Origin of the sequence: Enterobacter sp. AG326 (assembly GCF_004362415.1) — a bacterium.
Classification (GTDB): domain Bacteria; phylum Pseudomonadota; class Gammaproteobacteria; order Enterobacterales; family Enterobacteriaceae; genus Enterobacter; species Enterobacter asburiae.
Window position 1 is genome coordinate 60211 of sequence record NZ_SNXG01000002.1, and the last position, 20178, is coordinate 80388.

At 59.1% G+C, this 20178-nt stretch carries 22 protein-coding genes; 13 read left to right on the top strand and 9 right to left on the bottom strand.

Annotated elements, in window-relative coordinates:
• The first annotated feature begins 75 nt into the window (after positions 1 to 75).
• A complete protein-coding gene (locus DFO52_RS07240) occupies positions 76 to 966 on the top strand; it encodes an oxidoreductase (protein WP_133549911.1) in 891 nt (296 codons plus the stop codon).
• Here DFO52_RS07240 and DFO52_RS07245 read toward each other — a convergent pair.
• The gene (locus tag DFO52_RS07245) at positions 963 to 1757 is read right to left on the bottom strand and encodes a helix-turn-helix transcriptional regulator (RefSeq protein ID WP_133549913.1); all 795 of its coding nucleotides are present in this window, start codon (positions 1755 to 1757) and stop codon (positions 963 to 965) included. The two genes, DFO52_RS07240 and DFO52_RS07245, sit on opposite strands and share 4 nt — an antisense overlap.
• Positions 1758 to 1833: 76 nt before the next feature.
• Between DFO52_RS07245 and DFO52_RS07250 the strand changes: the two genes are divergently transcribed.
• From DFO52_RS07250 to DFO52_RS23095, 4 genes are all read left to right on the top strand, one after another.
• Positions 1834 to 3816 (top strand): FUSC family protein, encoded by a 1983-nt coding sequence (locus DFO52_RS07250; RefSeq protein ID WP_133549915.1) that lies wholly within the window; start codon positions 1834 to 1836, stop codon positions 3814 to 3816.
• A complete protein-coding gene (locus DFO52_RS07255; protein WP_133549917.1) occupies positions 3809 to 4024 on the top strand; it encodes a DUF1656 domain-containing protein in 216 nt (71 codons plus the stop codon). Before DFO52_RS07250 ends, DFO52_RS07255 begins: the two co-directional genes overlap by 8 nt.
• The gene (locus DFO52_RS07260) at positions 4021 to 4884 is read left to right on the top strand and encodes an HlyD family secretion protein (protein WP_133549919.1); all 864 of its coding nucleotides are present in this window, start codon (positions 4021 to 4023) and stop codon (positions 4882 to 4884) included. The genes DFO52_RS07255 and DFO52_RS07260 overlap by 4 nt, the downstream gene beginning before the upstream one ends.
• Positions 4885 to 4996: 112 nt before the next feature.
• Entirely contained in the window at positions 4997 to 5380 is a 384-nt protein-coding gene (locus DFO52_RS23095) for an Insecticidal toxin complex protein tccz (RefSeq protein WP_166642351.1), read from the top strand.
• A gap of 167 nt (positions 5381 to 5547) precedes the next feature.
• On the opposite strand, the gene DFO52_RS07270 is transcribed toward DFO52_RS23095, so the two are convergent.
• Positions 5548 to 6003 carry a hypothetical protein gene (locus DFO52_RS07270; protein ID WP_133549921.1) on the bottom strand — a complete coding sequence of 152 codons (456 nt, stop codon included), beginning with the start codon at positions 6001 to 6003 and terminating at the stop codon, positions 5548 to 5550.
• A 640-nt stretch (positions 6004 to 6643) separates the two neighbouring features.
• On the opposite strand from DFO52_RS07270, the gene cspA reads away from it, so the two are divergent.
• The gene (cspA, locus tag DFO52_RS07275) at positions 6644 to 6856 is read left to right on the top strand and encodes an RNA chaperone/antiterminator CspA (protein WP_022647355.1); all 213 of its coding nucleotides are present in this window, start codon (positions 6644 to 6646) and stop codon (positions 6854 to 6856) included.
• 309 nt (positions 6857 to 7165) lie between these two features.
• Here cspA and DFO52_RS07280 read toward each other — a convergent pair whose 3' ends face one another.
• Positions 7166 to 7756: a hypothetical protein gene (locus DFO52_RS07280; protein ID WP_133549923.1), complete on the bottom strand. Its 591-nt coding sequence runs from the start codon at positions 7754 to 7756 to the stop codon at positions 7166 to 7168.
• 205 nt (positions 7757 to 7961) lie between these two features.
• Between DFO52_RS07280 and DFO52_RS07285 the strand changes: the two genes are divergently transcribed.
• Positions 7962 to 8780 (top strand): AraC family transcriptional regulator, encoded by an 819-nt coding sequence (locus DFO52_RS07285; RefSeq protein WP_166642352.1) that lies wholly within the window; start codon positions 7962 to 7964, stop codon positions 8778 to 8780.
• Positions 8781 to 8855: 75 nt separating this feature from the next.
• Entirely contained in the window at positions 8856 to 9218 is a 363-nt protein-coding gene (locus tag DFO52_RS07290; protein WP_047648474.1) for a cupin domain-containing protein, read from the top strand.
• A gap of 74 nt (positions 9219 to 9292) precedes the next feature.
• Here DFO52_RS07290 and DFO52_RS07295 read toward each other — a convergent pair whose 3' ends face one another.
• Positions 9293 to 10174, bottom strand: coding sequence for a LysR family transcriptional regulator (locus DFO52_RS07295; RefSeq protein WP_038417608.1), 882 nt, complete (start codon positions 10172 to 10174; stop codon positions 9293 to 9295).
• A 105-nt stretch (positions 10175 to 10279) separates the two neighbouring features.
• Here DFO52_RS07295 and budA point away from each other — a divergent pair, with 105 nt between their 5' ends.
• The 4 genes from budA to DFO52_RS07315 all read left to right on the top strand — a co-directional run bounded on the left by budA (position 10280) and on the right by DFO52_RS07315 (position 14148).
• Entirely contained in the window at positions 10280 to 11059 is a 780-nt protein-coding gene (gene budA / locus DFO52_RS07300) for an acetolactate decarboxylase (RefSeq protein ID WP_023310680.1), read from the top strand.
• A 13-nt stretch (positions 11060 to 11072) separates the two neighbouring features.
• Positions 11073 to 12752, top strand: coding sequence for an acetolactate synthase AlsS (gene alsS / locus DFO52_RS07305; RefSeq protein ID WP_029741636.1), 1680 nt, complete (start codon positions 11073 to 11075; stop codon positions 12750 to 12752).
• Positions 12753 to 12772: 20 nt separating this feature from the next.
• On the top strand, positions 12773 to 13543 hold the full coding sequence (locus DFO52_RS07310) for a (S)-acetoin forming diacetyl reductase (RefSeq protein WP_024906954.1): 771 nt from the start codon (positions 12773 to 12775) through the stop codon (positions 13541 to 13543).
• Positions 13544 to 13674: 131 nt separating this feature from the next.
• A complete protein-coding gene (locus DFO52_RS07315) occupies positions 13675 to 14148 on the top strand; it encodes a cold shock domain-containing protein (RefSeq protein WP_023310683.1) in 474 nt (157 codons plus the stop codon).
• Between the two features lie 108 nt (positions 14149 to 14256).
• Here DFO52_RS07315 and DFO52_RS07320 read toward each other — a convergent pair whose 3' ends face one another.
• From DFO52_RS07320 to DFO52_RS07340, 5 genes are all read right to left on the bottom strand, one after another.
• On the bottom strand, positions 14257 to 14961 hold the full coding sequence (locus DFO52_RS07320) for an ABC transporter ATP-binding protein (protein WP_133549927.1): 705 nt from the start codon (positions 14959 to 14961) through the stop codon (positions 14257 to 14259).
• Positions 14948 to 15784, bottom strand: coding sequence for an ABC transporter ATP-binding protein (locus DFO52_RS07325; RefSeq protein WP_133549929.1), 837 nt, complete (start codon positions 15782 to 15784; stop codon positions 14948 to 14950). Before DFO52_RS07325 ends, DFO52_RS07320 begins: the two co-directional genes overlap by 14 nt.
• Positions 15777 to 16610, bottom strand: a complete 834-nt coding sequence (locus DFO52_RS07330; protein ID WP_133549931.1) for an ABC transporter permease — start codon at positions 16608 to 16610, stop codon at positions 15777 to 15779. Before DFO52_RS07330 ends, DFO52_RS07325 begins: the two co-directional genes overlap by 8 nt.
• Positions 16610 to 17623 (bottom strand): ABC transporter permease, encoded by a 1014-nt coding sequence (locus DFO52_RS07335; protein ID WP_133549933.1) that lies wholly within the window; start codon positions 17621 to 17623, stop codon positions 16610 to 16612. Before DFO52_RS07335 ends, DFO52_RS07330 begins: the two co-directional genes overlap by 1 nt.
• Before the next feature lie 65 nt (positions 17624 to 17688).
• A complete protein-coding gene (locus DFO52_RS07340) occupies positions 17689 to 19257 on the bottom strand; it encodes an ABC transporter substrate-binding protein (RefSeq protein ID WP_133549935.1) in 1569 nt (522 codons plus the stop codon).
• A 201-nt stretch (positions 19258 to 19458) separates the two neighbouring features.
• Here DFO52_RS07340 and DFO52_RS07345 point away from each other — a divergent pair, with 201 nt between their 5' ends.
• The gene (locus DFO52_RS07345; RefSeq protein WP_133549937.1) at positions 19459 to 20157 is read left to right on the top strand and encodes a GNAT family protein; all 699 of its coding nucleotides are present in this window, start codon (positions 19459 to 19461) and stop codon (positions 20155 to 20157) included.
• Positions 20158 to 20178 lie beyond the last annotated feature (21 nt).

The window sequence follows — 20178 nt, forward strand, 5'->3', positions numbered from 1 at the left end:
TATAGACAACGGGTGTGGCGCGCTCGTCTCAGGGTGGTATAACTGATAGCAGGCTTAGCAAAAGGGGAGTGATTCATGTCTGACTATCCAACCATTGCGCTGATTGGACCGGGTGCGATTGGGACCACCATTGCCGCGGTGCTGCATGACGTTGGCCGCACGCCGCTGCTGTGCGGACGCACCGCGCACCCGGAATTGCGCCTGCGCCACGACGAGGGTGAAACGGTTGTGCCCGGCCCGGTATTGACCGATCCGGCCGTCATCACGCGCCCCGCCGATCTCGTTTTTGTGGCGGTAAAAACGACGCAAAATGCCGACAGCGCCGGATGGCTGCGGGCCCTGTGCGATGAAAACGCCGTGGTCTGCGCGCTGCAAAACGGCGTGGAGCAAAAAGCCCAGCTTGAGCCGTGGGTTAACGGCGCAGCGGTGCTGCCGTCGGTGGTGTGGTTCCCGGCCCAGCGCGAGCCGGATGCTTCCGTCTGGCTGCGGGCGAAGCCGCGCCTGACGCTGCCGGACGTGCCGCAGGCGCAGCGGGTGGTGGAGGCGCTTCGCGATACGCGCTGCGCGGTTGAGCTCTCTACAGATTTCGCCACCGTCGCCTGGCGCAAGCTGCTGCAAAACGCGGTCGCCGGGCTGATGGTGCTGGCCAACCGCCGCGCCGGGATGTTCAGGCGGGAGGATATCAGCGAGCTTTCGCTGGCCTACCTGCGCGAGGGGCTTGCCGTCGCCCGCGCCGAAGGGGCGAAGCTGGACGATGGCGTGGCGCAGGAGATCCTGGCGAACTTCCAGCGTGCACCTGAGGATCTGGGCACCTCGATCCTTGCCGACCGTCAGGCCGATCGCCCGATGGAGTGGGATATTCGCAACGGGGTTATCCAGCGCTACGGCCGCAAACACGGTATTGCGGTGCCCATCAGCGACGTGGTGGTGCCGCTGCTGGCGGCGGGGAGCGAGGGGCCGGGCTAACGGCCGCTGTTTTTCCGTTCGGCAAAGTAGTGGGCGGGCGTGCTGCCCATCGCTTTTCGGAACATGGTGATAAACGCATTCACCGATTCGTACCCGAGCGTTGCCGCCACGTTCTGGACGGGCACGCCGCTTGCCAGCTCCCGCAGGGCAATAATCAAATGCAGCTGCTGGCGCCATCGCCCGAAGCTCAGCCCGGTCTCGCGCTGCATCAGCCGGGCAAACGAGCGCTCGCTGAGGGCGAGCCGTTTCGCCCAGTCCTTAAGGGTGCTTCTGTCCTCAGGGCGGCTAACCAGCGCGTCCGCCATGGCGCGAATTTTCGGATCGGTTGAGACCGGCAGGCTCAGCTTCTGCTGCGGCATGCTGGCGAGCTCGTCCAGCGTGACACGGGTCAGCCTCGCGACGTGGCTGTCGGCGGGATAATCCACGCCTTCGCGCGTCAGACGATCGACCAGCTCCTTAATCAACGGCGAGATCGCCAGGGTGCAGCATCTCTCCGGCAGCGCCGCCGCGCCGGGCTCAATAAATAGATAGTTGAGATGCGCGTTCCAGGTCGCTTTGGCGCTGTGCGGGATCCCGCCGGGGATCCAGACGGCGCAGTCCGGCGGCACGATCCAGATATCATTCTCCGCGTAACAGCTGACCGCACCGTATCGGGCAATAATCAGCTGCCCCTTGCGGTGGGTATGCACCGGCACTTCCGCGGCGTAGTCCACGAAGTCCAGATGACGCGCCACCGCCGGGCTGGCGGTAGAGTCGGGGTCATACAGCGTAGTAGCAGGTTGAGGCTTCACGATTCTGGCAGCATTTAGGTATTTTTTGACAGAATAGAGTATTTAAGCGGGTCTGCAAGCCGGTAATAATCCCGGCATGAAAAACATCTTCTCTCATCCCGTGCGTATTCCCGCCGCGCTGCGAAACGATGCGGGCGCGCTGATCTACTCTGCAAAGAGTTTTGCCGCGGCGATGCTGGCTTATTACCTCGCGCTGTCGATCGGTCTTGAGCGTCCCTCGTGGGCCATTATTACGGTTTACATCGTGTCGCAGACCTCGGTCGGAGCATCGCTGAGCAGAAGCCTCTACCGGCTGGCCGGTACCGTGGCGGGTGCCAGCGCGACCGTTGTGATTGTGCCTGCCTTCGCGAATACGCCAGTCCTGTGCAGCGCGGTGCTGACGGGCTGGATCGTATTCTGTCTGTGGCTCTCCCTGCTGGAACGAACGCCCCGGGCTTACGCGTTTGTGCTGGCAGGCTATACCGCGAGCCTGATTGGTTTTCCCGCGGTGTCCGATCCCGGCGGGATCTTTAACGTCGCCATCGTTCGCGTGCAGGAGATCGCGATTGGGATTTTCTGCGCGGCGCTGATTCACCGCTACGTGCTGCCCGCACGCGTATCAGAGCTGTTCAACGCTAAATTATCTCAGACGTTACAGGCCGCTCGCGGGCGGGTGGCGGATACCTTAGCAGGTAAACCCGACGCGGCTTCCGGCCCCCTGCATCTGGCCCTGGCGCTGCAGTTCCTGCAGGGCATCAGCCACCATATTCCGTATGATTTTGCCCTCTCAGCCCCGGTGCGGCAGGCCAGGAAAGCGATTCACGATCGGCTGGCGCGGCTGGTCATCGTCAACTGTGAACTACACGATCGCCTGCCAGCGATCGGAAACCTGCCCGCCGACGCGCAGGCGTTGATGGAGGACGTTCAGGCCTGGCTTACCGCTGAAGGCGCGGGTGCCAGCAGCACGGCAGAGTCGCTGCGGCTCCGCTGTGCGCTTCTCATCGATTGGTTTGCCGCGCAGGCGCAGTCGTTTGACGACGCGCTGCAGGTCAGTTTTATCCGCTACCTCTCGGAGGCTATCGCGCTTCTGCAGCAGTGCGAGCGTCTTTCCGGGGCCATACTCCACGCCAAACCCGTCTTTGGGGAGATGCAAACCCGCGCGGCGAAAGGCTACGTTTTCCACCGCGATCCTCTTACCGGCGCCCGCACGGCGCTGGGGGCTTTCGCCATCATCCTGAGTGGATGCCTGGTCTGGATCTTCTCAGCGTGGCCGGACGGCGGGACGGCGGTTTCGATACTCGGCGTCTGCTGCACGCTGTTTGGCAGCTTCGACACGCCGGCACCGCACATCGTGAAATACATCATTGGCTCGTTCTGGGGCGTGCTGATAAGCCTGTTCTACAGCTTTGCGCTGCTGCCGCTGGTGAGCGATTTCCCGGTGCTGGTGGCGGTGCTTGCCCCGGCGTATCTGCTGGCCGGGTCGCTTCAGGCGCGCCCGCCCACCACGTTTATGGCAATGGGGATCACCCTGACGCTGCCCATTCTGTGCGAGCTGGGGGCGCACTACAGCGGAGACTTCGCCGTTGCGGTCAACACCGCCATCGCGCTATTTGCCGCGACCGGCTTTGCCGTCATCAGCATGAGCCTGCTGCAAACCGTGCAGGCGGATGGTGCCATCACGCGTCTGCTGAACCTCTGCCAGCGCGACATTCGCCGCAGCGTGAAGGGCACGCTGCGGGTTGATGAAACGCACTGGATCAACCTGATGATGGACCGAACCGCCCTGTTGCTGCCGCGCCTGCCGCGCAGCGAGCGCGCGCCGGAGCAGGCGCTCGATCGGCTGCTGCACGCGCTGCGTCTGGGGCTATCGGTCATGCATTTACGCCGCAGTAACACGCCGCCCGGCAGGGAGGTTGACGCGCTTTTTCATCAGATAAACACCGGGGACCGCAACGCCTTGCGCGAACGCATTGCCGCTATTATCGCGCGCCATCTGCCTGCGGCAGATGAACATACGCGCCAGTTGGTCTTCAGGCTGGTGGATCTGCACTGTGCATTACGGGGGCCAGACAATGGTTAACGATCTCAATATCGGCGGGGTTTTTATTCCGGGGCTGCTGATGGTCGCCCTCGCGGCGCTGGTCTGCACGCTGGGCCTCGTCGCGCTTTTCTCGCTCAGCAGGCTCTACCGGAGCTTGCCGTTTCGCCCGCTGATGGATGTTTCAACCTGGATTGTCACCTTTTTCCTGCTGATGCAGGGCCTGATCGCGTTGGGGTTATTGTCATGAAATCACTGCTCTCTTTACTGGCTCGCTATGCGCTGACCTTAAGCGCGGCCGTGGCGGCCACGCTTCTGGCCTTTATGATGTGGAAACACTACGCACAAACGCCGTGGACCCGCGACGGCCGCGTGCGGGCGGACGTGGTGCAGATTGCGCCGGACGTCTCCGGGCCGGTCATCAGCGTGGCCGTGCGGGACAATCAGTGGGTGAACCGGGGCGATGTGCTCTACACCATCGATCCGCGCTGGCTTAAGCTGGCGGTGGTCAGCGCGCAGGCGGACGTCGAGTCGAAACGCCATGAGATGCTGATGCGCCAGGACGCGGCCCATCGCCGCACCCTGATTAAAAACGCCATCTCGAGCGAGGATTTACAGCAAACCGGCAGCGCGGCGAACGTCGCGGCGGCCAACTATCACGGCGCGCTGGCCACGCTGGATCTGGCAGAGCTGAATCTGGCGCACGCCACCGTGCGCGCGCCGGTTTCGGGGTACGTTACGCACCTGCGGCTTCGCCCCGGAGACTACGCGACGGCGGGGGAGACAAAGGTCGCCATCGTCGATGCGCACAGCTTCTGGGTGGTAGGGTACTTTGAGGAGACCAAGCTGCGCCATATTCGCGTCGGGGATGCCGCGCAGGTTGTGCTGATGGGGTACGAGCCTGTCATCACGGGGCACGTGGAGAGCATCGGGCATGGGATTGGGGACAGCAACGACGAAACGGGCGGGCTGGGCCTGCCCGACGTCGAGCCCACCTTCAGCTGGGTGCGGCTTGCGCAGCGCGTGCCGGTGCGCATTCATATCGACAGGTTACCGGAGGGCGTTGAGCTGGTGGCGGGGCTGTCGGCGAGCGTGGCGGTGGGGGGATAGGGAGGGGGATAAAAGTGAATATGAATGTCTGTGTTGTGCCAGAAGCGGACGTTGATAACGTTGAGATATGTTAATTTATGCGGAGCAGGTCAACAAATAAAAGGAGAAGAAGATGCAAATCAAGTTTGGGGTGTTGTTACTCGTGGTGCTTGTTCCATTGACATCAACTGCAGCAAAAGGGAGTTTTGTTTTTTCGGTCGGTAATGAGAAAACTTCGTTTGACTCTGGATGTGTAAAGTCAATTGATTATGTAGAGAAGGATGAGACAGGTGCAGAGAATTTAGTATTTAGATTTTCCGATGAATGTGGCAAAAGGTTGTCGGACATGACCCGACAGAATATCGGAAAGCATATGACCATCGCCTACGATGATAATAAAATTACTTCCGCTATGATTGCCTCGCGCCTGAGTACCAGTTTCAGAATATCCACAAAAGACATACCAAGAATAATGTTAATGCAAATACTTAATGATTATGATGGTGTTCGTGATTAACCAGAAAAAAGCGGCAAATAATAATTTATTTGGCAATGTAAAAGTCATTCATAAATACAATTTCCGCTCTTCGCTCTTAACGGACATTCAACAAACAACTCTGTACTTTGAGTAAGGCCGAAATCCTGCTTCTAACCTCGAAGAATTCCGGCCTTCAGTCACCCGCCTCAGTGCGCCGTGATATACGGCTCCTTCAAAAACTCAGCCAACAGCCAGACTATATCATGCAGCAGCCCGGTGAGGTCTTTCGCTACGCTCGCAGGCAATGTCCCGCCCATCACCGCCAGCGTTAACGCTACGGCATAGTCCACCTGCAGCGTCGTCTCTTGCCAGCAGTCGGGCACGCAGGAAGCAATCTTTTCCCCCGCAATCAGTTGTTCAACCAGATGCGAAGGCAGCTCGGCATCGCAGCACTCCCGCAGCCGCTTCAGCGCAACCAGCAATCGCGTACAGAGCGTGGCAAACGTCACTGCGTCGTCAGTTTCCACCAGCACGCTTACATACGCAGTGCAGGCGTCGGCCAGCTCGAAAAGATCCGCGGAATCGGAAATTGAAGTGCTGATGAGGTGATGAACTGCGCTTTCCTCAGAGAGCGCGTAAGAAAATCCAGGGGTAGTCGCCATTTAGCATCCTCTTTGTCTAAAAAAACGTCATGTTATGCTAACGGATTCCTACGCCCGGTTACGGATGTGCCGCAACGCAGGTACTTTACGGCGGCGAAAAAGGGAAGGAAAGGGATAACCCTGAGTTACATAAGGTTGCTTGAAAGTTTGCGAGGCGGCTTCCAGAAGGGCATTGCCGGGTGGCGGCTACGCCTTACCCGGCCTGCAAAACCGTCAGCCAACCCGCGACACAACCCGTAGGCCCGCGCAAGCGCAGCGCCGCCGGGCACAGTTTGCACCGCTGTTACTCCTTATGCAGACCTTTTCATTTTGAGTAACCTTTCTACTCACGTCTGTGTCGCCAGGGAAAATGTCCCCCCGCCGAACCGATGTCTGGCACCGCGAGCAGCCATCCGGGCGTTTAAATGGTTAAAATAAATAATAATAATCATTGCGCAATAAATTTCGCTGTGTCTTAATAGCGTCATCGGTTTGGAATACAGACCTTATGAAAGCAGTTTTAGTAAAGCAGTCCTCAGTTCAGGTGTTATCCATAGATACTCCTTCTTCGTGAGCCTCCTCCTAAGTGCCAAATAAGTAACTCTCGAAATACAGGCCATCATCGCCGCGTTTAAGTGGCTCATAAATTAAGGATTTATCTATGTCTAATAAAATGACTGGTTTAGTAAAATGGTTCAACGCAGATAAAGGTTTTGGCTTTATCACCCCTGACGACGGCAGCAAAGATGTATTCGTACACTTCTCTGCTATTCAGAGCGACAACTTCAAAACGCTTGATGAAGGTCAGAAAGTTTCCTTTACCATTGAGAATGGCGCAAAAGGTCCTGCAGCTGGAAATGTTTCTCCACTGTAACCCGCGCTAAATATCAGTGTGGCGTACGATAGCGATGAAGACAATAGTCCGAGCAGTTAAGCTGTACTGATAAAAATTAACCCGCACCTGTGCGGGTTTTTTATTTTTAAAGGGTAATGGTGCCTGAGTTTTATATGGCAGCCTGCCCATATTCCCTTCAAATTAAGCCTCAAAATCCGCTTAACCGTTCGCGAGTGTCCAAAACGCCGTCAGCAGCATTTACAGCAAATGCGCCGAGTATGAGCAAAAGTGTGAAAACTCGTATAGTCATCAAAACCTCCAGTGTTCAGGGCATTTCACAGGAATCCCTCACTTCTGATTTTCAACATGCGACCTGACAGCCTCCAGCGTCCTTTTACGGATCCAGCCGCTCCCTGCCCGTATTGCCAGCCAGTAGGCCGCCATTTTGAGTTGAGTACGTTTGTCCGGACAATAGACGAAGGTCTCTGTACAGAGTTCATGTTGACCTGGCGCCAGTTCCGCTACCTGGTAGCGCAGCAACAGTTTTGCGCTGCCCAGCGCGGAGGGTGCCTGAAAAGCAATCGCGTCGGGCGCGTTTTCCAGACCGAAATCTATCCGCCAGAATTGCCCTCTTAAGCCATAGCAGAGCTCGGATGCTGAGCTTTTCAACAGAGTAAAACTGTGCAGCCCAAAGTTGCCCGTCGAGTTAGCCTGCTGATTGTGCAGAAATTTCTGCGGTAATTTCCGCAAAGACATCAGCCGCCGAATTACGGGGTCTTGCTGGACGTCAAAGCTTGCAATCAACGGCAGAATATTTTCAGGCCTGGAAGTGTGAATGACCGCTCGATGTTTCTCATGGAACTGAAACTGGGGTAAAAAAGCAGGAACATCCCGCCAGAGAGCAAGTGCTTTGCGGGTAACGAATCCGGGGTTTAGCATTTCACTTCCTTGTCATCCTTTGCACTCTGTCAGAGTAACAGATGGGATGCTGCAGACAATTACCAGGAAAACGTAGTACTTAAGCGTGCATCAATAAAACAGCAAAGTCCTGGATCCGACCCCGCGTTGCCTGCAACGACTTTCCAAACCGCACCCGATGCGTTTATGGTGTTGTTTCACCCTTGCAGGGCATCAGGTGTCATATATGTCGAAGGCAAAATCCAACAAAGACTGGGTCAGACTGGCGCAACAACCCGGGAAAATAGAGCGCATAGAGGCGTATTTCAGCGGGCATGGCTATGAACCGCATCGTCACGACACTTACGCCATAGGCCGGACCTTATCCGGGGTGCAGAGTTTTCACTATCGGGGAAGTAAACAACATAGCCTGCCGGGCGGGACAATGGTCCTGCACCCTGACGAAATACATGACGGAGAGGCGGGAACGAACGACGGATTCCAGTATCGGATGCTGTATATCGATCCGGCGCTCATTCAAAAAATCCTGGGCGGAAAGCCTTTGCCGTTTATTCCTGGCGGGATTTCATCCGATCCCCGGCTTTTTGCAGCGACCGAACCGCTGTTAAAAGCACCGGAAGAATCTTTCGATACGCTGGAAGAAGACGATGCGCTCTACGATCTCGCCCACACGCTGGCCGTCGTCGGAGGACAACGTTTTCGCCGAAACCTGGTGGATTATCAATCAGCAGAACGCGCGCGCGAATATATACACACTGAATTCATTCACAACATTAAGCTGGATACCTTATCCGCCGTCAGTGGCAGAGATCGCTGGAGCCTGAGCCGGGATTTCCGTGCGCTTTATGGAACGAGTCCTTATCGCTACGTGACCATGCGTCGACTTGAATACTGTCGACGCCTGATTCAGGCGGGCCTGTCGCTTGCTGAGGCTGCCGCTACTGCGGGGTTTTCAGATCAAAGTCACATGACTCGTCAGTTCATCAAAACGTTGGGTATGTCGCCGGGGCGCTGGCAAAAATTCATCAAAGGTCATCCTGCCTGATTTGCACGATCGTTCAAGACCGGCACTTCGGCCTTATTCTATCCTGGACGCTTCTCAACCATAGGAAGTGTCACAATGTATAGTCCTGTTAATTTAGACAATAAATTCTCTCTCTTCGACGCGCACTGGCAGCCGAAAGTCATCGCCCAGATGAATGACTATCAGTTTAAAATCGTCAAAATATCGGGTGATTTTATATGGCACGCTCACCCTGAAACCGATGAGGCATTCATCGTGGTTGAGGGCGTGTTACGTATTGATTTTCGTGACGGACATGTGCTCGTCAATCCAGGAGAAATGTACGTTGTGCCGAAAGGCGTTGAACATAAAACGTCTGCTGAATCAACGGTAAAAATGATGATGATAGAACCTTGTGGGGTCCTGAATACCGGACACGAAGGCGGGGAGCGCACCGCAGAGAACGACGTCTGGATTTGACGACGGGGGCTATGTTGCCGGGTGGCGTCTGCGCCTTACCCGGCCTACAAAAAACCAAAACCCCTATATTGCCGTCACCCCTCGCTCATCATCATCAAAAACCGCTTCACCGTTCGCGAGCGTTCAAAGCGCCGCCAGCAGAGCGCGATATCGGTATAAAGCTCCGGCGAGCTCAGCGCGTGATAGGTGACATTCGGCGGTGAAATGGCCGCCATGGATTTGGGCACCAGCGCGAACCCGCCGCCCGCGGAAACCATGCTCAGGGAGGAGGAAAGCTGCGACGACTGCAGCGCGTGCTGCACGTCAATCCCGGCCCGCTCGCAGCAGCCGTGAACCCGTTCGTACAGCCCCGGCGCGACCTCCTGCGGGAACAGCACCACCGGCGTATCCCGAAGCTGCTCTAGCGCCAGCGAATCGCACGCCGCCAGCGGATGGTCGCGATGCAGCGCCACCACCATCGGCTCCCGGTCGAGGATTTTTAACTCGAACGCCTTGCTGCTCTCGCACGGCAGGCGCACGAAGGCAATATCCAGCTCACCCTCCGCCAGCATCGTCGTCAGCGACGACATATTGGCTTCCACCTGGTGAACCTGCACCGCCATGTTCTGCACCTGAAACTGGCGAATCAGCGCGAAAATTTTGGGATGAAAAGCGTCGGAGCTGGTGATGCCAATCGACAGGTTGCCGTTCAGCCCGCGCGCGATGCCACGGGCTTTTTCCAGCGCGGCATCGCTCAGCGCCAGAATTTTGCAGGCGTCCTCGTAGAAGGCTTCTCCCGCTTCGGTCAGCTCCACGCCCCGCGTGAGGCGCCTGAACAGCGGCGTGCCCACTTCCTCTTCGAGCCGTTTGATCTGCTGACTCAGAGGAGGCTGTGAAATACCCAGCGCTTCGGCCGCCCTGGTGAAGTGTCGCTCGCGTGCAACCGCGACAAAATACCGCAGATAACGAAGTTCCATATCTAAAACGTCTCAAACCAGCATGGTTTCTATATTGGAACTCTCTGCTGAATCGGGTCAACATTTATTTAACCTTTCTAAATAAAGTTGAAGAGGACGAGCACGATGATGCATTCATCTGCCTGCGACTGTGAGGCCAGCCTGTGCGAGACCCTGCGGGGGTTTTCCGCCCAGCATCCTGACAGCGTGATCTATCAGACATCGCTAATGAGCGCCCTGCTAAGCGGCGTGTACGAAGGAGAGACCACTATCGCCGATCTGCTGGCGCACGGTGATTTTGGTTTGGGCACCTTCAACGAGCTGGATGGTGAAATGATTGCCTTCAGCAGCCAGGTGTACCAGCTGCGCGCCGACGGCAGCGCCCGGGCCGCGAAGCCGGAGCAGAAAACGCCGTTCGCGGTGATGACCTGGTTCCAGCCGCAGTACCGCAAAACCTTCGATGCACCGGTCAGCCGTCAGCAGATCCACGACGTCATCGACCAGCAGATCCCCTCCGATAACCTGTTCTGCGCGCTACGCATCGACGGCAACTTCCGCCACGCCCACACCCGCACCGTACCGCGCCAGAAGCCGCCTTACCGCGCGATGACCGACGTGCTGGACGACCAGCCGGTGTTCCGCTTTAACCAGCGCGAAGGGGTGCTGGTCGGGTTCCGCACGCCGCAGCACATGCAGGGCATTAACGTGGCCGGCTATCACGAGCATTTCATCACCGACGACCGTCAGGGCGGGGGCCATCTGCTCGACTACCAGCTGGAGAGCGGCGTGCTCACCTTCGGTGAAATTCACAAGCTGATGATTGACCTGCCCGCCGACAGCGCGTTCTTACAGGCCAACCTTCACCCCAGCAATCTTGATGCAGCGATCCGTTCCGTCGAAAACTAACAGGAGAACTACCGTGAACAGTGAGAAACAGTCACGTCAGTGGGCGCACGGCGCCGATATGGTTGTCGGCCAGCTGGAAGCGCAGGGCGTGAAGCAGGTGTTCGGGATCCCGGGGGCGAAAATCGACAAGGTCTTTGACTCCCTGCTGGACTCCTCCATTGAGATCATTCCGGTACGTCACGAGGCCAACGCGGCGTTTATGGCGGCGGCGGTAGGGCGGCTGACCGGCAAGGCCGGGGTGGCGCTGGTCACCTCCGGACCGGGCTGTTCCAACCTGATCACCGGCATCGCCACCGCCAACAGCGAAGGCGACCCGGTAGTAGCGCTGGGCGGGGCGGTGAAGCGGGCGGATAAAGCGAAGCTGGTGCACCAGAGCATGGACACCGTCGCCATGTTCAGCCCTGTTACCAAATACGCCGTGGAGGTCAGTTCGCCGGACGCGATTGCCGAGGTGGTATCGAACGCGTTTCGCGCTGCCGAGCACGGCAGGCCGGGGGGCGCATTCGTCAGCCTGCCGCAGGATATTGTCGACCAGCCCGCGACGGGGGCGATTTTACCCGCCAGCGGCCCTGCGCTGATGGGCCCCGCACCGGAATCCGCCATCAACGACGTGGCGAAGCTTATCGAAAAGGCCAAAAACCCGGTCATCTTACTCGGCCTGATGGCCAGCCAGCCCGCGAACAGCGCCGCGCTGCGCAAGCTGCTGGAGAAAAGCCGCATTCCGGTGACCAGCACCTATCAGGCCGCGGGGGCGGTAAACCAGGAGCACTTCACCCGCTTTGCCGGACGCGTCGGCCTGTTCAATAACCAGGCGGGCGACCGGCTGCTGCATCTGGCGGATCTGATTATCTGCATCGGCTACAGCCCGGTGGAGTACGAGCCGTCCATGTGGAACAGCGGCGACGCGACGCTGGTGCACATCGATGTGCTGCCCGCCTATGAAGAGCGTAACTACGTGCCGGATCTGGAGCTGGTGGGGGACATCGCCGAAACGCTGAACCTGCTCGCTAACCGCATCGACCGTAAGCTCGAGCTGAGCCAGCGGGCCTCCGAAATTCTGGTCGATCGCCAGCATCAGCGCGATCTGCTCGACCGCCGCGGCGCCTCGCTCAACCAGTTTGCCCTGCACCCGCTGCGCATCGTGCGCGCCATGCAGGACATTGTGAATAACGACGTGACGCTCACCGTCGACATGGGCAGCTTCCACATCTGGATCGCCCGCTACCTCTACAGCTTCCGGGCGCGTCAGGTGATGATCTCCAACGGTCAGCAGACCATGGGTGTCGCGCTGCCGTGGGCGATTGGCGCGTGGCTGGTGAATCCGGGCCGCAAGGTGGTATCGGTCTCCGGCGACGGCGGCTTCCTGCAGTCGAGCATGGAGCTGGAAACCGCGGTGCGCCTCAACGCCAACGTGCTGCACATCATCTGGGTGGATAACGCCTACAACATGGTGGCGATTCAGGAAGAGAAAAAATACCAGCGCCTTTCCGGCGTCGAGTTCGGCCCGGTCGATTTCAAAGCGTATGCCGACGCCTTCGGCGCGAAGGGCTTTGCCGTGGAGAGCGCCGAGGCGCTTGAGCCGACGCTGCGCGCGGCGATGGATGTGGATGGCCCGGCCGTGGTGGCCATTCCCGTCGACTACAGCGATAACCCGCTGCTGATGGGCCAGCTCCATCTCAGCCAGATTTTGTGACTCACGATAAGGACAGAGAAATGCAAAAAGTTGCTCTCGTAACAGGCTCAGGCCAGGGGATTGGTAAAGCGATCGCGCTTCGCCTGGTGAAAGACGGCTTTGCCGTCGCCATCGCCGACTATAACGTTGAGACGGCAAGAGCCGTCGCCGATGAAATCATCCGTAACGGCGGCAACGCCGTCGCCGTGAAGGTCGATGTCTCTGACCGCGAACAGGTATTTGCTGCGGTGGAGAAAGCGCGCACCGCGCTGGGCGGCTTTAACGTTATCGTGAATAACGCCGGGATTGCGCCGTCTACCCCCATCGAATCCATCACGCCGGACATTGTCGACAAGGTTTACAACATCAATGTGAAAGGGGTGATCTGGGGGATCCAGGCCGCGATTGACGCCTTCCGCAAAGAGGGGCATGGCGGCAAGATCATCAACGCCTGCTCCCAGGCGGGCCACACCGGCAACCCTGAACTGGCGGTCTACAGCTCCAGCAAGTTCGCGGTGCGCGGCTTAACCCAGACCGCGGCACGGGATCTCGCGCCGCTGGGGATCACCGTTAACGCCTACTGCCCGGGCATCGTCAAAACGCCGATGTGGGCGGAAATCGACCGTCAGGTCTCCGAGGCGGCGGGTAAACCGCTTGGCTACGGGACCGAAACCTTTGCCAAACGCATTACGCTTGGCCGTCTGTCCGAGCCGGAAGATGTGGCCGCTTGCGTCTCATACCTGGCAGGCCCGGATTCCGACTACATGACCGGCCAGTCGCTCTTAATTGATGGTGGAATGGTGTTTAATTAAATTCTAATAAGCTCTGACATGAGTTTTCCCCTGCACCCGTGCAGGGGCTTTTTTTTGTCTCCTCCGTCATTGTGCATTACACTGCGCGCTGCAAAACTTTAGTCATTACGATCTGACAGGCGGTAACAGCGATGAACGGTACAATCACAACGTGGTTTAAAGATAAAGGCTTTGGATTTATCAAAGATGAAAACGGCGACAACCGCTATTTTCATGTGATTAAGGTCGCGAACCCCGATCTGATTAAGAAAGATGCCGCGGTGACCTTTGAGCCGACCACCAACAACAAAGGCCTTTCCGCCTATGCGGTGAAGGTGATCCCCGAAAGCAAACATCTCTTTATTGCGGGCGAGCGCGTGAAGCTCTCCTCGATCAAATCCTTCGTGGTGTTTAACGAAGAAGAACCGGCTGATACCAAAATCGACAAAGAGAACGCGGTGCTGTCGGTTGGGCTGCTGATGAACAGCATCAAGCCGAAATCCGAGAAAAAGCCGGGCGAAATGCGCACGGTGAAGAAGCTGGCGATCACCACCTTCCAGAATACGACGCTGATCTTCACCGAAGATGAGATCGACATTGATGCCACGGTGAAGCTGCTGAAGTGATTTTTTGCCGGGTGGCGGCTATGCCTTACCCGGCCTACGAAAAACCATCAACGCGGCACGAAACGTAGGCCCGGTAAGCGCAGCGCCACCGGGCACCGCCGCGCGCGCTTACCCCATCCGGTGCTCGCCCCGCAACATCGCCTCGCGGTCAAACACCCTCTGAATCTCCCCGTGCGCCATAAACGCCGCCCGGTCGGACATATGCGCAATCACGTCCGCATCGTGGCTCACCAGCAGGTAGGTCATGCCGTGCTCGGCCTTCAGGCGGTTGAGCAGGTTCAAAATTTCCGCCTGCACGGACATATCCAGCGCCGAGGTGGGCTCGTCCAGCAGCAGAAGCTGCGGGCGCAGCAGCAGCGCGCGGGCAATCGCCACGCGCTGGCGCTGTCCGCCGGAAAGCTGATGCGGATAACGCTTGCCCGCGTCGGCGGAAAGCCCCACCTGCTGCAGCGCATCCGCCACCTTTTCGGCAATCTGCGTTTCGCCGTGGATGTGTAACGGCTCCGACAGGGTGCGTGAAATCGTGTGGTTCGGGTGCAGCGACGCCCACGGATCCTGAAACACCATCTGTACGTTGCGGCGAAGCTCGCCTTCAAAACGCCGCCCAGGCCGTAGCGCGTCTCCCAGGATCGAAATGCGGCCGTTCCACTCGCGCTGCAGCCCCGCCAGCACGCGCAGAATAGTTGATTTTCCGCAGCCGGATTCACCTATCAGGCTGAAGGTTTCGCCTTTCTCGATGGCAAAGCTGGCGGCGGACACCGCCGTTTTCTCCCCGAAGCTCACCAGGAGATCCTTAACCTCAACGAGCGTCATTATCGGCCTCCTTCCACGGCTGCGTGCGGTCCAGCGTCGGCAGCATCTGGCCGAAGGTGTTGGCATTTGGACGGCAGGTCCACAGGGTGCGCGTATACGGGTGCGTCGCCTGGGGCAGCCGGTTCGCCGCCATCTCATCGACCTTCTCGCCCTGGTACATCACCAGCACGCGATCGCAGTGTTCCGCCACCAGCGGCAGATCGTGGCTGATTAACAGCATCGCCATCTGGCGCTCTTCGCTCTGCTGCACCAGCAGTTCGAGGATCTGGTTGCGCAGGCGGGCGTCCAGCGCGGAGGTGGGTTCGTCGGCAATCAGCACCTGCGGGTTGTTGATCAGCGCAATGGCAATCATCACCCGCTGGCCCATGCCGCCGGAGAGTTCGCCGGGGTAGCGCGTGAGGACATGTTCGTTGAGTCCGACGGCGCGGATAATGTCGTAAATGCGCGCCAGGCGCTCGGCGCGGGGCAGGCGCTGGTGCAGGGTCAGCGCCTCATCAAGCTGAGCGGCGACGTTTTTCGCCGGATTCAGCGCGTAGCGCGGGTCCTGCAGGACCATCGCAATCCCGTTACCGCGCAGCGCCTGCCAGCGGCGGGTGCTCAGTGTCAGCAGGTCGTTGTCGAGCACGCTAAGCCGGTTCGCGCTCACGATGCCGGGTTTGCGCACCAGCCCCATCAGGGCGCGGGCGGACATCGATTTGCCCGAGCCGGATTCCCCCACCAGCGCCAGCCGCTCGTTGCCCAACGTGAAGCTCAGGCTGTTGACCACGCGCGCGGCGGGGTAGTCGATATTCAGCGCATCGACGATGACGCGTTGTTCAGTCATGCTGTGGCTCCAGTACGTCGCGCAGGCCATCGCCCAGCAGGTTAAAGGCCAGGCTGGCAAACAGAATCGCACCGCCCGGAACGGCGGCAATCCACCACTGGTCGAAAATGACCTGCATACCGTCGGCAATCATCGCGCCCCATTCGGCCATCGGCGGACGGGCGCCAAGACCGAGGAAGCCCAGCCCGGCAGCCGCCAGAATAATGCCCGCCAGATCCAGCGCCAGCCGTACAATCGCGGACGGCAGGCACAGGGGCAGAATATGCCCGACCAGCAGGCGCAGCCCGCGAATGCCCATCATTTCGGCGGCGGCGAGATAGTCGCTGTGGCGCAGACGCTGGATCTCACTCCGCGCCTGCCGCGCGTAGGCGGGCCAGGTGGTTAAGGCCAGCGCCAGCGCGCCGTTGACCAGCCCCGGGCCAAGCATCGCCACAAACGCGAAGGCGAGGATCAGGCGCGGCATCGACATCACCACGTCGGTAAAGCGCATCAGGATGCGCTCCATCCAGCCGCCGTAGTAGCCGGACAAAATCCCCACCAGCAGCCCGGCGGGCAGGGTGATTACGGTGACTAACGCCACCAGCCCGAGCGCCGGACGGGTGCCGTAAATCAGGCGTGAAAGCAGGTCGCGCCCGTAGCTGTCGGTGCCCAGCCAGTGCTGGCTGTTCGGTGCCTGCAGGCGCGCGGCGGCGTCCTGCCAGTTCGGGTCAAGCGGCGCTAGCCACGGCGCGAACAGGGCGATAGCTACCAGCAGCGCGATGGCAATCAGCCCGCAAAACGCGGCGGGGGAGCGGCGCAGGCGGCGTAAGAAAAGATAAAACGGCATCAGCGCACCCTGGGATCGGTCGCCCGCACGAGCAGGTCGGTAAGGTTATTGATCAGCACAAAGCAGACGCCAATCAGCAGCGTGCCGCCCATGACGGCGGTGGTATCTCCGGCGAACAGGGCGGTGGTGAGGTAGCGCCCGATCCCCGGCCAGGAGAAGACGGTTTCGGTCAGTACCGCGCCTTCCAGCATGCTGGTGTAGGCGAGGGCGATCACCGTCAGAAGGGTGCCGCGAATGTTCGGCAGCACGTGGCGCAGCAGGATGGCTATCTCCCCGGCGCCCTTGGCGCGGGCAAGCAGGATGTACTCTTTGTTCATTTCGCTCAGGCAGGCGGAGCGCGTCAGGCGGGTGATGCTCGCCAGCGAGTAATAGGCCAGCAGCAGCACCGGCAGCACCAGGTGGCTGAGGGCGTTGCGGAACGCCTCGCGGTCGCCGGAAAGCCAGGTATCCACCAGCGCAAAGCCGGTGCGCGGCTCGACGGTAAACTGCCAGATATCGTCCAGCCTGCCGGGACCCGCGCTCCACTGAAGCTTCGCGTAGAACAGGGCCAGCATCAGCAGGCCGAGCCAGAAAATAGGCACCGAGTTGCCGAGCAGGGTGAGGGTTCTGATGGCGAGATCGAGCGGTGAACCGGCGTAGCGGGCGCACAGCACCCCGGCAATTACGCCGAGCACGGCGCCGATGATTAAGGCCAGCGTCGCCAGCTCCAGCGTGGCGGGGAACGCGTGCAGCAGGTCCTGCAGCACCGGCTGACCGGTGGCGCTGGCCGTGCCTAAATCACCGTGGGCAAGGTTTTGCAGGTAGTGCCAGAACTGCACGGGCAGGGGGCGATCCAGCCCAAGCTGGTGGCGAACCTGATCGTAGGTTGACTGGCTGGCGTGATCGCCCACGATCTGCAGCACGCGATCGACAGGTGAAAACGCCGACAGCGCAAACGTGACGAGCAGCAGCCCGAGGAGCGTGAGCAGCAGGGTCAGCAGACCCTGGAACACGCGGGTGGAAAGATGTGGCATGGGAAAATCGTTATCCTGAAAATATGCACGGACGACCCCCTCTCCCTGTGGGAGAGGGAGAAGGGCTACTTCGTGACGCGATCGTACCAGACCATATCCGCGTTCAGCCCCTGCTGATACCCCTTCACGTTATCGCGCACCACGATCTGGGTTTTACCCTGATCGACGAACACGTACGGCGAACTCTGCTGCAGCTGCTCCTGCATCTTCTTGTACAGATCCAGACGCTTCGCCGGATCCGGCTCGGCTACCGCCGCCAGCGTGGCTTTGTTCAGCTCCGGGATTTTCCAGCCGTTCAGTCCGGCCACGGTGCTGGATTTGCCGTCGTTCCACGCAAAGGCGCTGGCGTTAGAGTGCGCGTCGAAGTAGTCCGGGATCCACAGACGGATCGCCGCCTGATGCTGCTTCGCGCGCACGCGGGCATAGACCTGGCTCCCGGCGGCAGGCAGCAGATCGATCTTCACGCCGCCCTGAGCAAAGCTCGCCTGCATCGACTGGGCGATGGTGATAAACGGCGGCTTGTTCTCCACATCCAGCGTGAAGTGCGCGTCTTTAATGCCCGCTTTGGCGAGAATGGCTTTCGCTTTTGCCGGGTCAAACTTAAACGGGTTGTCTTCCAGCGCGCCCGGCAGCCCGACCGGCAGGAAGCTCTGGTGAACAAAGTACTGGCCTTTCAGCAGGTTTTTGGTGATGCCCTCATAATCGACAAGCCAGCGCGAGGCTTCCCAGAACGCCGGGTTGTTCAGCAGCGGGTTGGCGCTGTTGCCGGTGTTAAACACCAGGTAATTTTGCTCGGCGGACGGAATGCTCAGCACCTTAACGCCCGGCTTGCCGTCCAGGGCGCTTATCTGATCTGCACCGAGATCGCGCGCCACGTCCGCATCACCCTGCTGGATCAGCAGGCGGCGCGAAGCCGGGTCGGGGACGTTTTTAATGATGATGCTTTTGAGCTTCGGCGCACCGCCGGGGGCGGAGTCGTTGGCTTCCAGCACGATAGCCTGATGCGGCTGATAGACGCGCATTTTGAACGCGCCGCTGCCAGCCGAGTGCATTTTCAGCCACGCGTTGCCGAAGTCATTATCCTTCACGTTTGCCGCGACCTGCTTTTCATCGACGATGGAGGCAATCGGCGTGGAGAGAATATTCAGCGCCACCGACGGGCTAACGTCCGCCGTCCAGTGAAGCTGGAGGGTATGGTCGTCCACTTTTTTCAGCTGTCTGGCGATGTTGCTCGCGTCCCAGCCCAGCACGTTCAGGATGAATGCCGGGGATTTGTTCAGCGTCACGGCGCGGGTGTAAGAGAAAATCACGTCTTCCGGGCGCAGCGGGTTGCCGGAGGCGAATCTGGCATCGGGCTTAAGTTTGATCGTCAGCGTTTTTGCTGCCGCGTCCGCTTCCCAGCTTTCTGCCAAAATTGGGGTGATTTTTTCCGGGTTATCGCGGTCCGGCTGTACCAGGCGCTGATACAGGCTAGGCACGGTCTGGATGCTGGAAAGCTCGTTGGCTTCGGCCGGGTCGAGGCTCACGATGTCATCAAGTCCCTGGGCAACAACCAGCGTGTTGGGCGGAGTAGCGGCGTGGACAGCGCCTGAGAGCGCAGCCAGCACCAGTAACGGCAACAGTTTTTTCGTCATAGCGATCCCTGAGAAGAATATATTGTGATTGTTTTATGCTCCGCTACGTTAGGTCGACTCTTAAATTCCGCAAAGTCGAAATTCAGCTTTGCTTATATCTTGCGGGAATATCGCATGCGCTTGGGCTATTAAAATGTGCTGCTTTTCGCCCGCTTTTTAACCTGCTATAACAAACTCCTTACCTTTCAGGGAGTCACCGCCGTGCCCGAAATCAATCAACATGGTCAAACCGTTAACGATATCGTTCCAGACTGGAGAGGCGCGCGCGTATTAACCCGCACGCCGCTGTTCGGCCAGTATTGCCGCCTGGAGCCGCTGGATGCCGATCGCCACGCGGCCGATCTCTATGAGGCCTACGCACTGGGCGACGACAGCGACTGGACGTGGCTTGCCAGCACGCAGCCAGCGAGCGTGGAAGCCACCGCGCACTGGATCGTGGCAAAGGTTATGGACGATGAGCTGGTGCCGTTTGCCGTCATTGATTTACGCACCGAACGCGCGGTGGGGCTGGTGAGCTATATGGCTAACGAGCGGCTGCTGGGGTCGGTGGAAATTGGTCACGTGACCTGGTCGCGCAAGATGAAAGGAACCCGGATGGGCACCGAAACGGTGTGGCTACTGCTGAAAAATGCGTTTGAGCACGGCTACCGGCGCGTCGAGTGGAAGTGCGATTCCATGAACATTGCGTCACGCAATGCGGCGGAGCGGCTGGGGTTTGTCTGGGAAGGACGCCTGCGCCAGAAGCTGGTGCGCAAAGGGCGCAACCGCGACAGCGATATGCTTTCTATTATTGACGGCGAGTGGCCGCAAAGAGACGCCGAGCTGCGCGCCTGGCTGGCAGCAGAGAATTTTGACGGGGAAGGGCGGCAGATTAAGCGGCTTGAGGCGTTTCGGTTATAAGTGTTTTATGTAGGGTACATC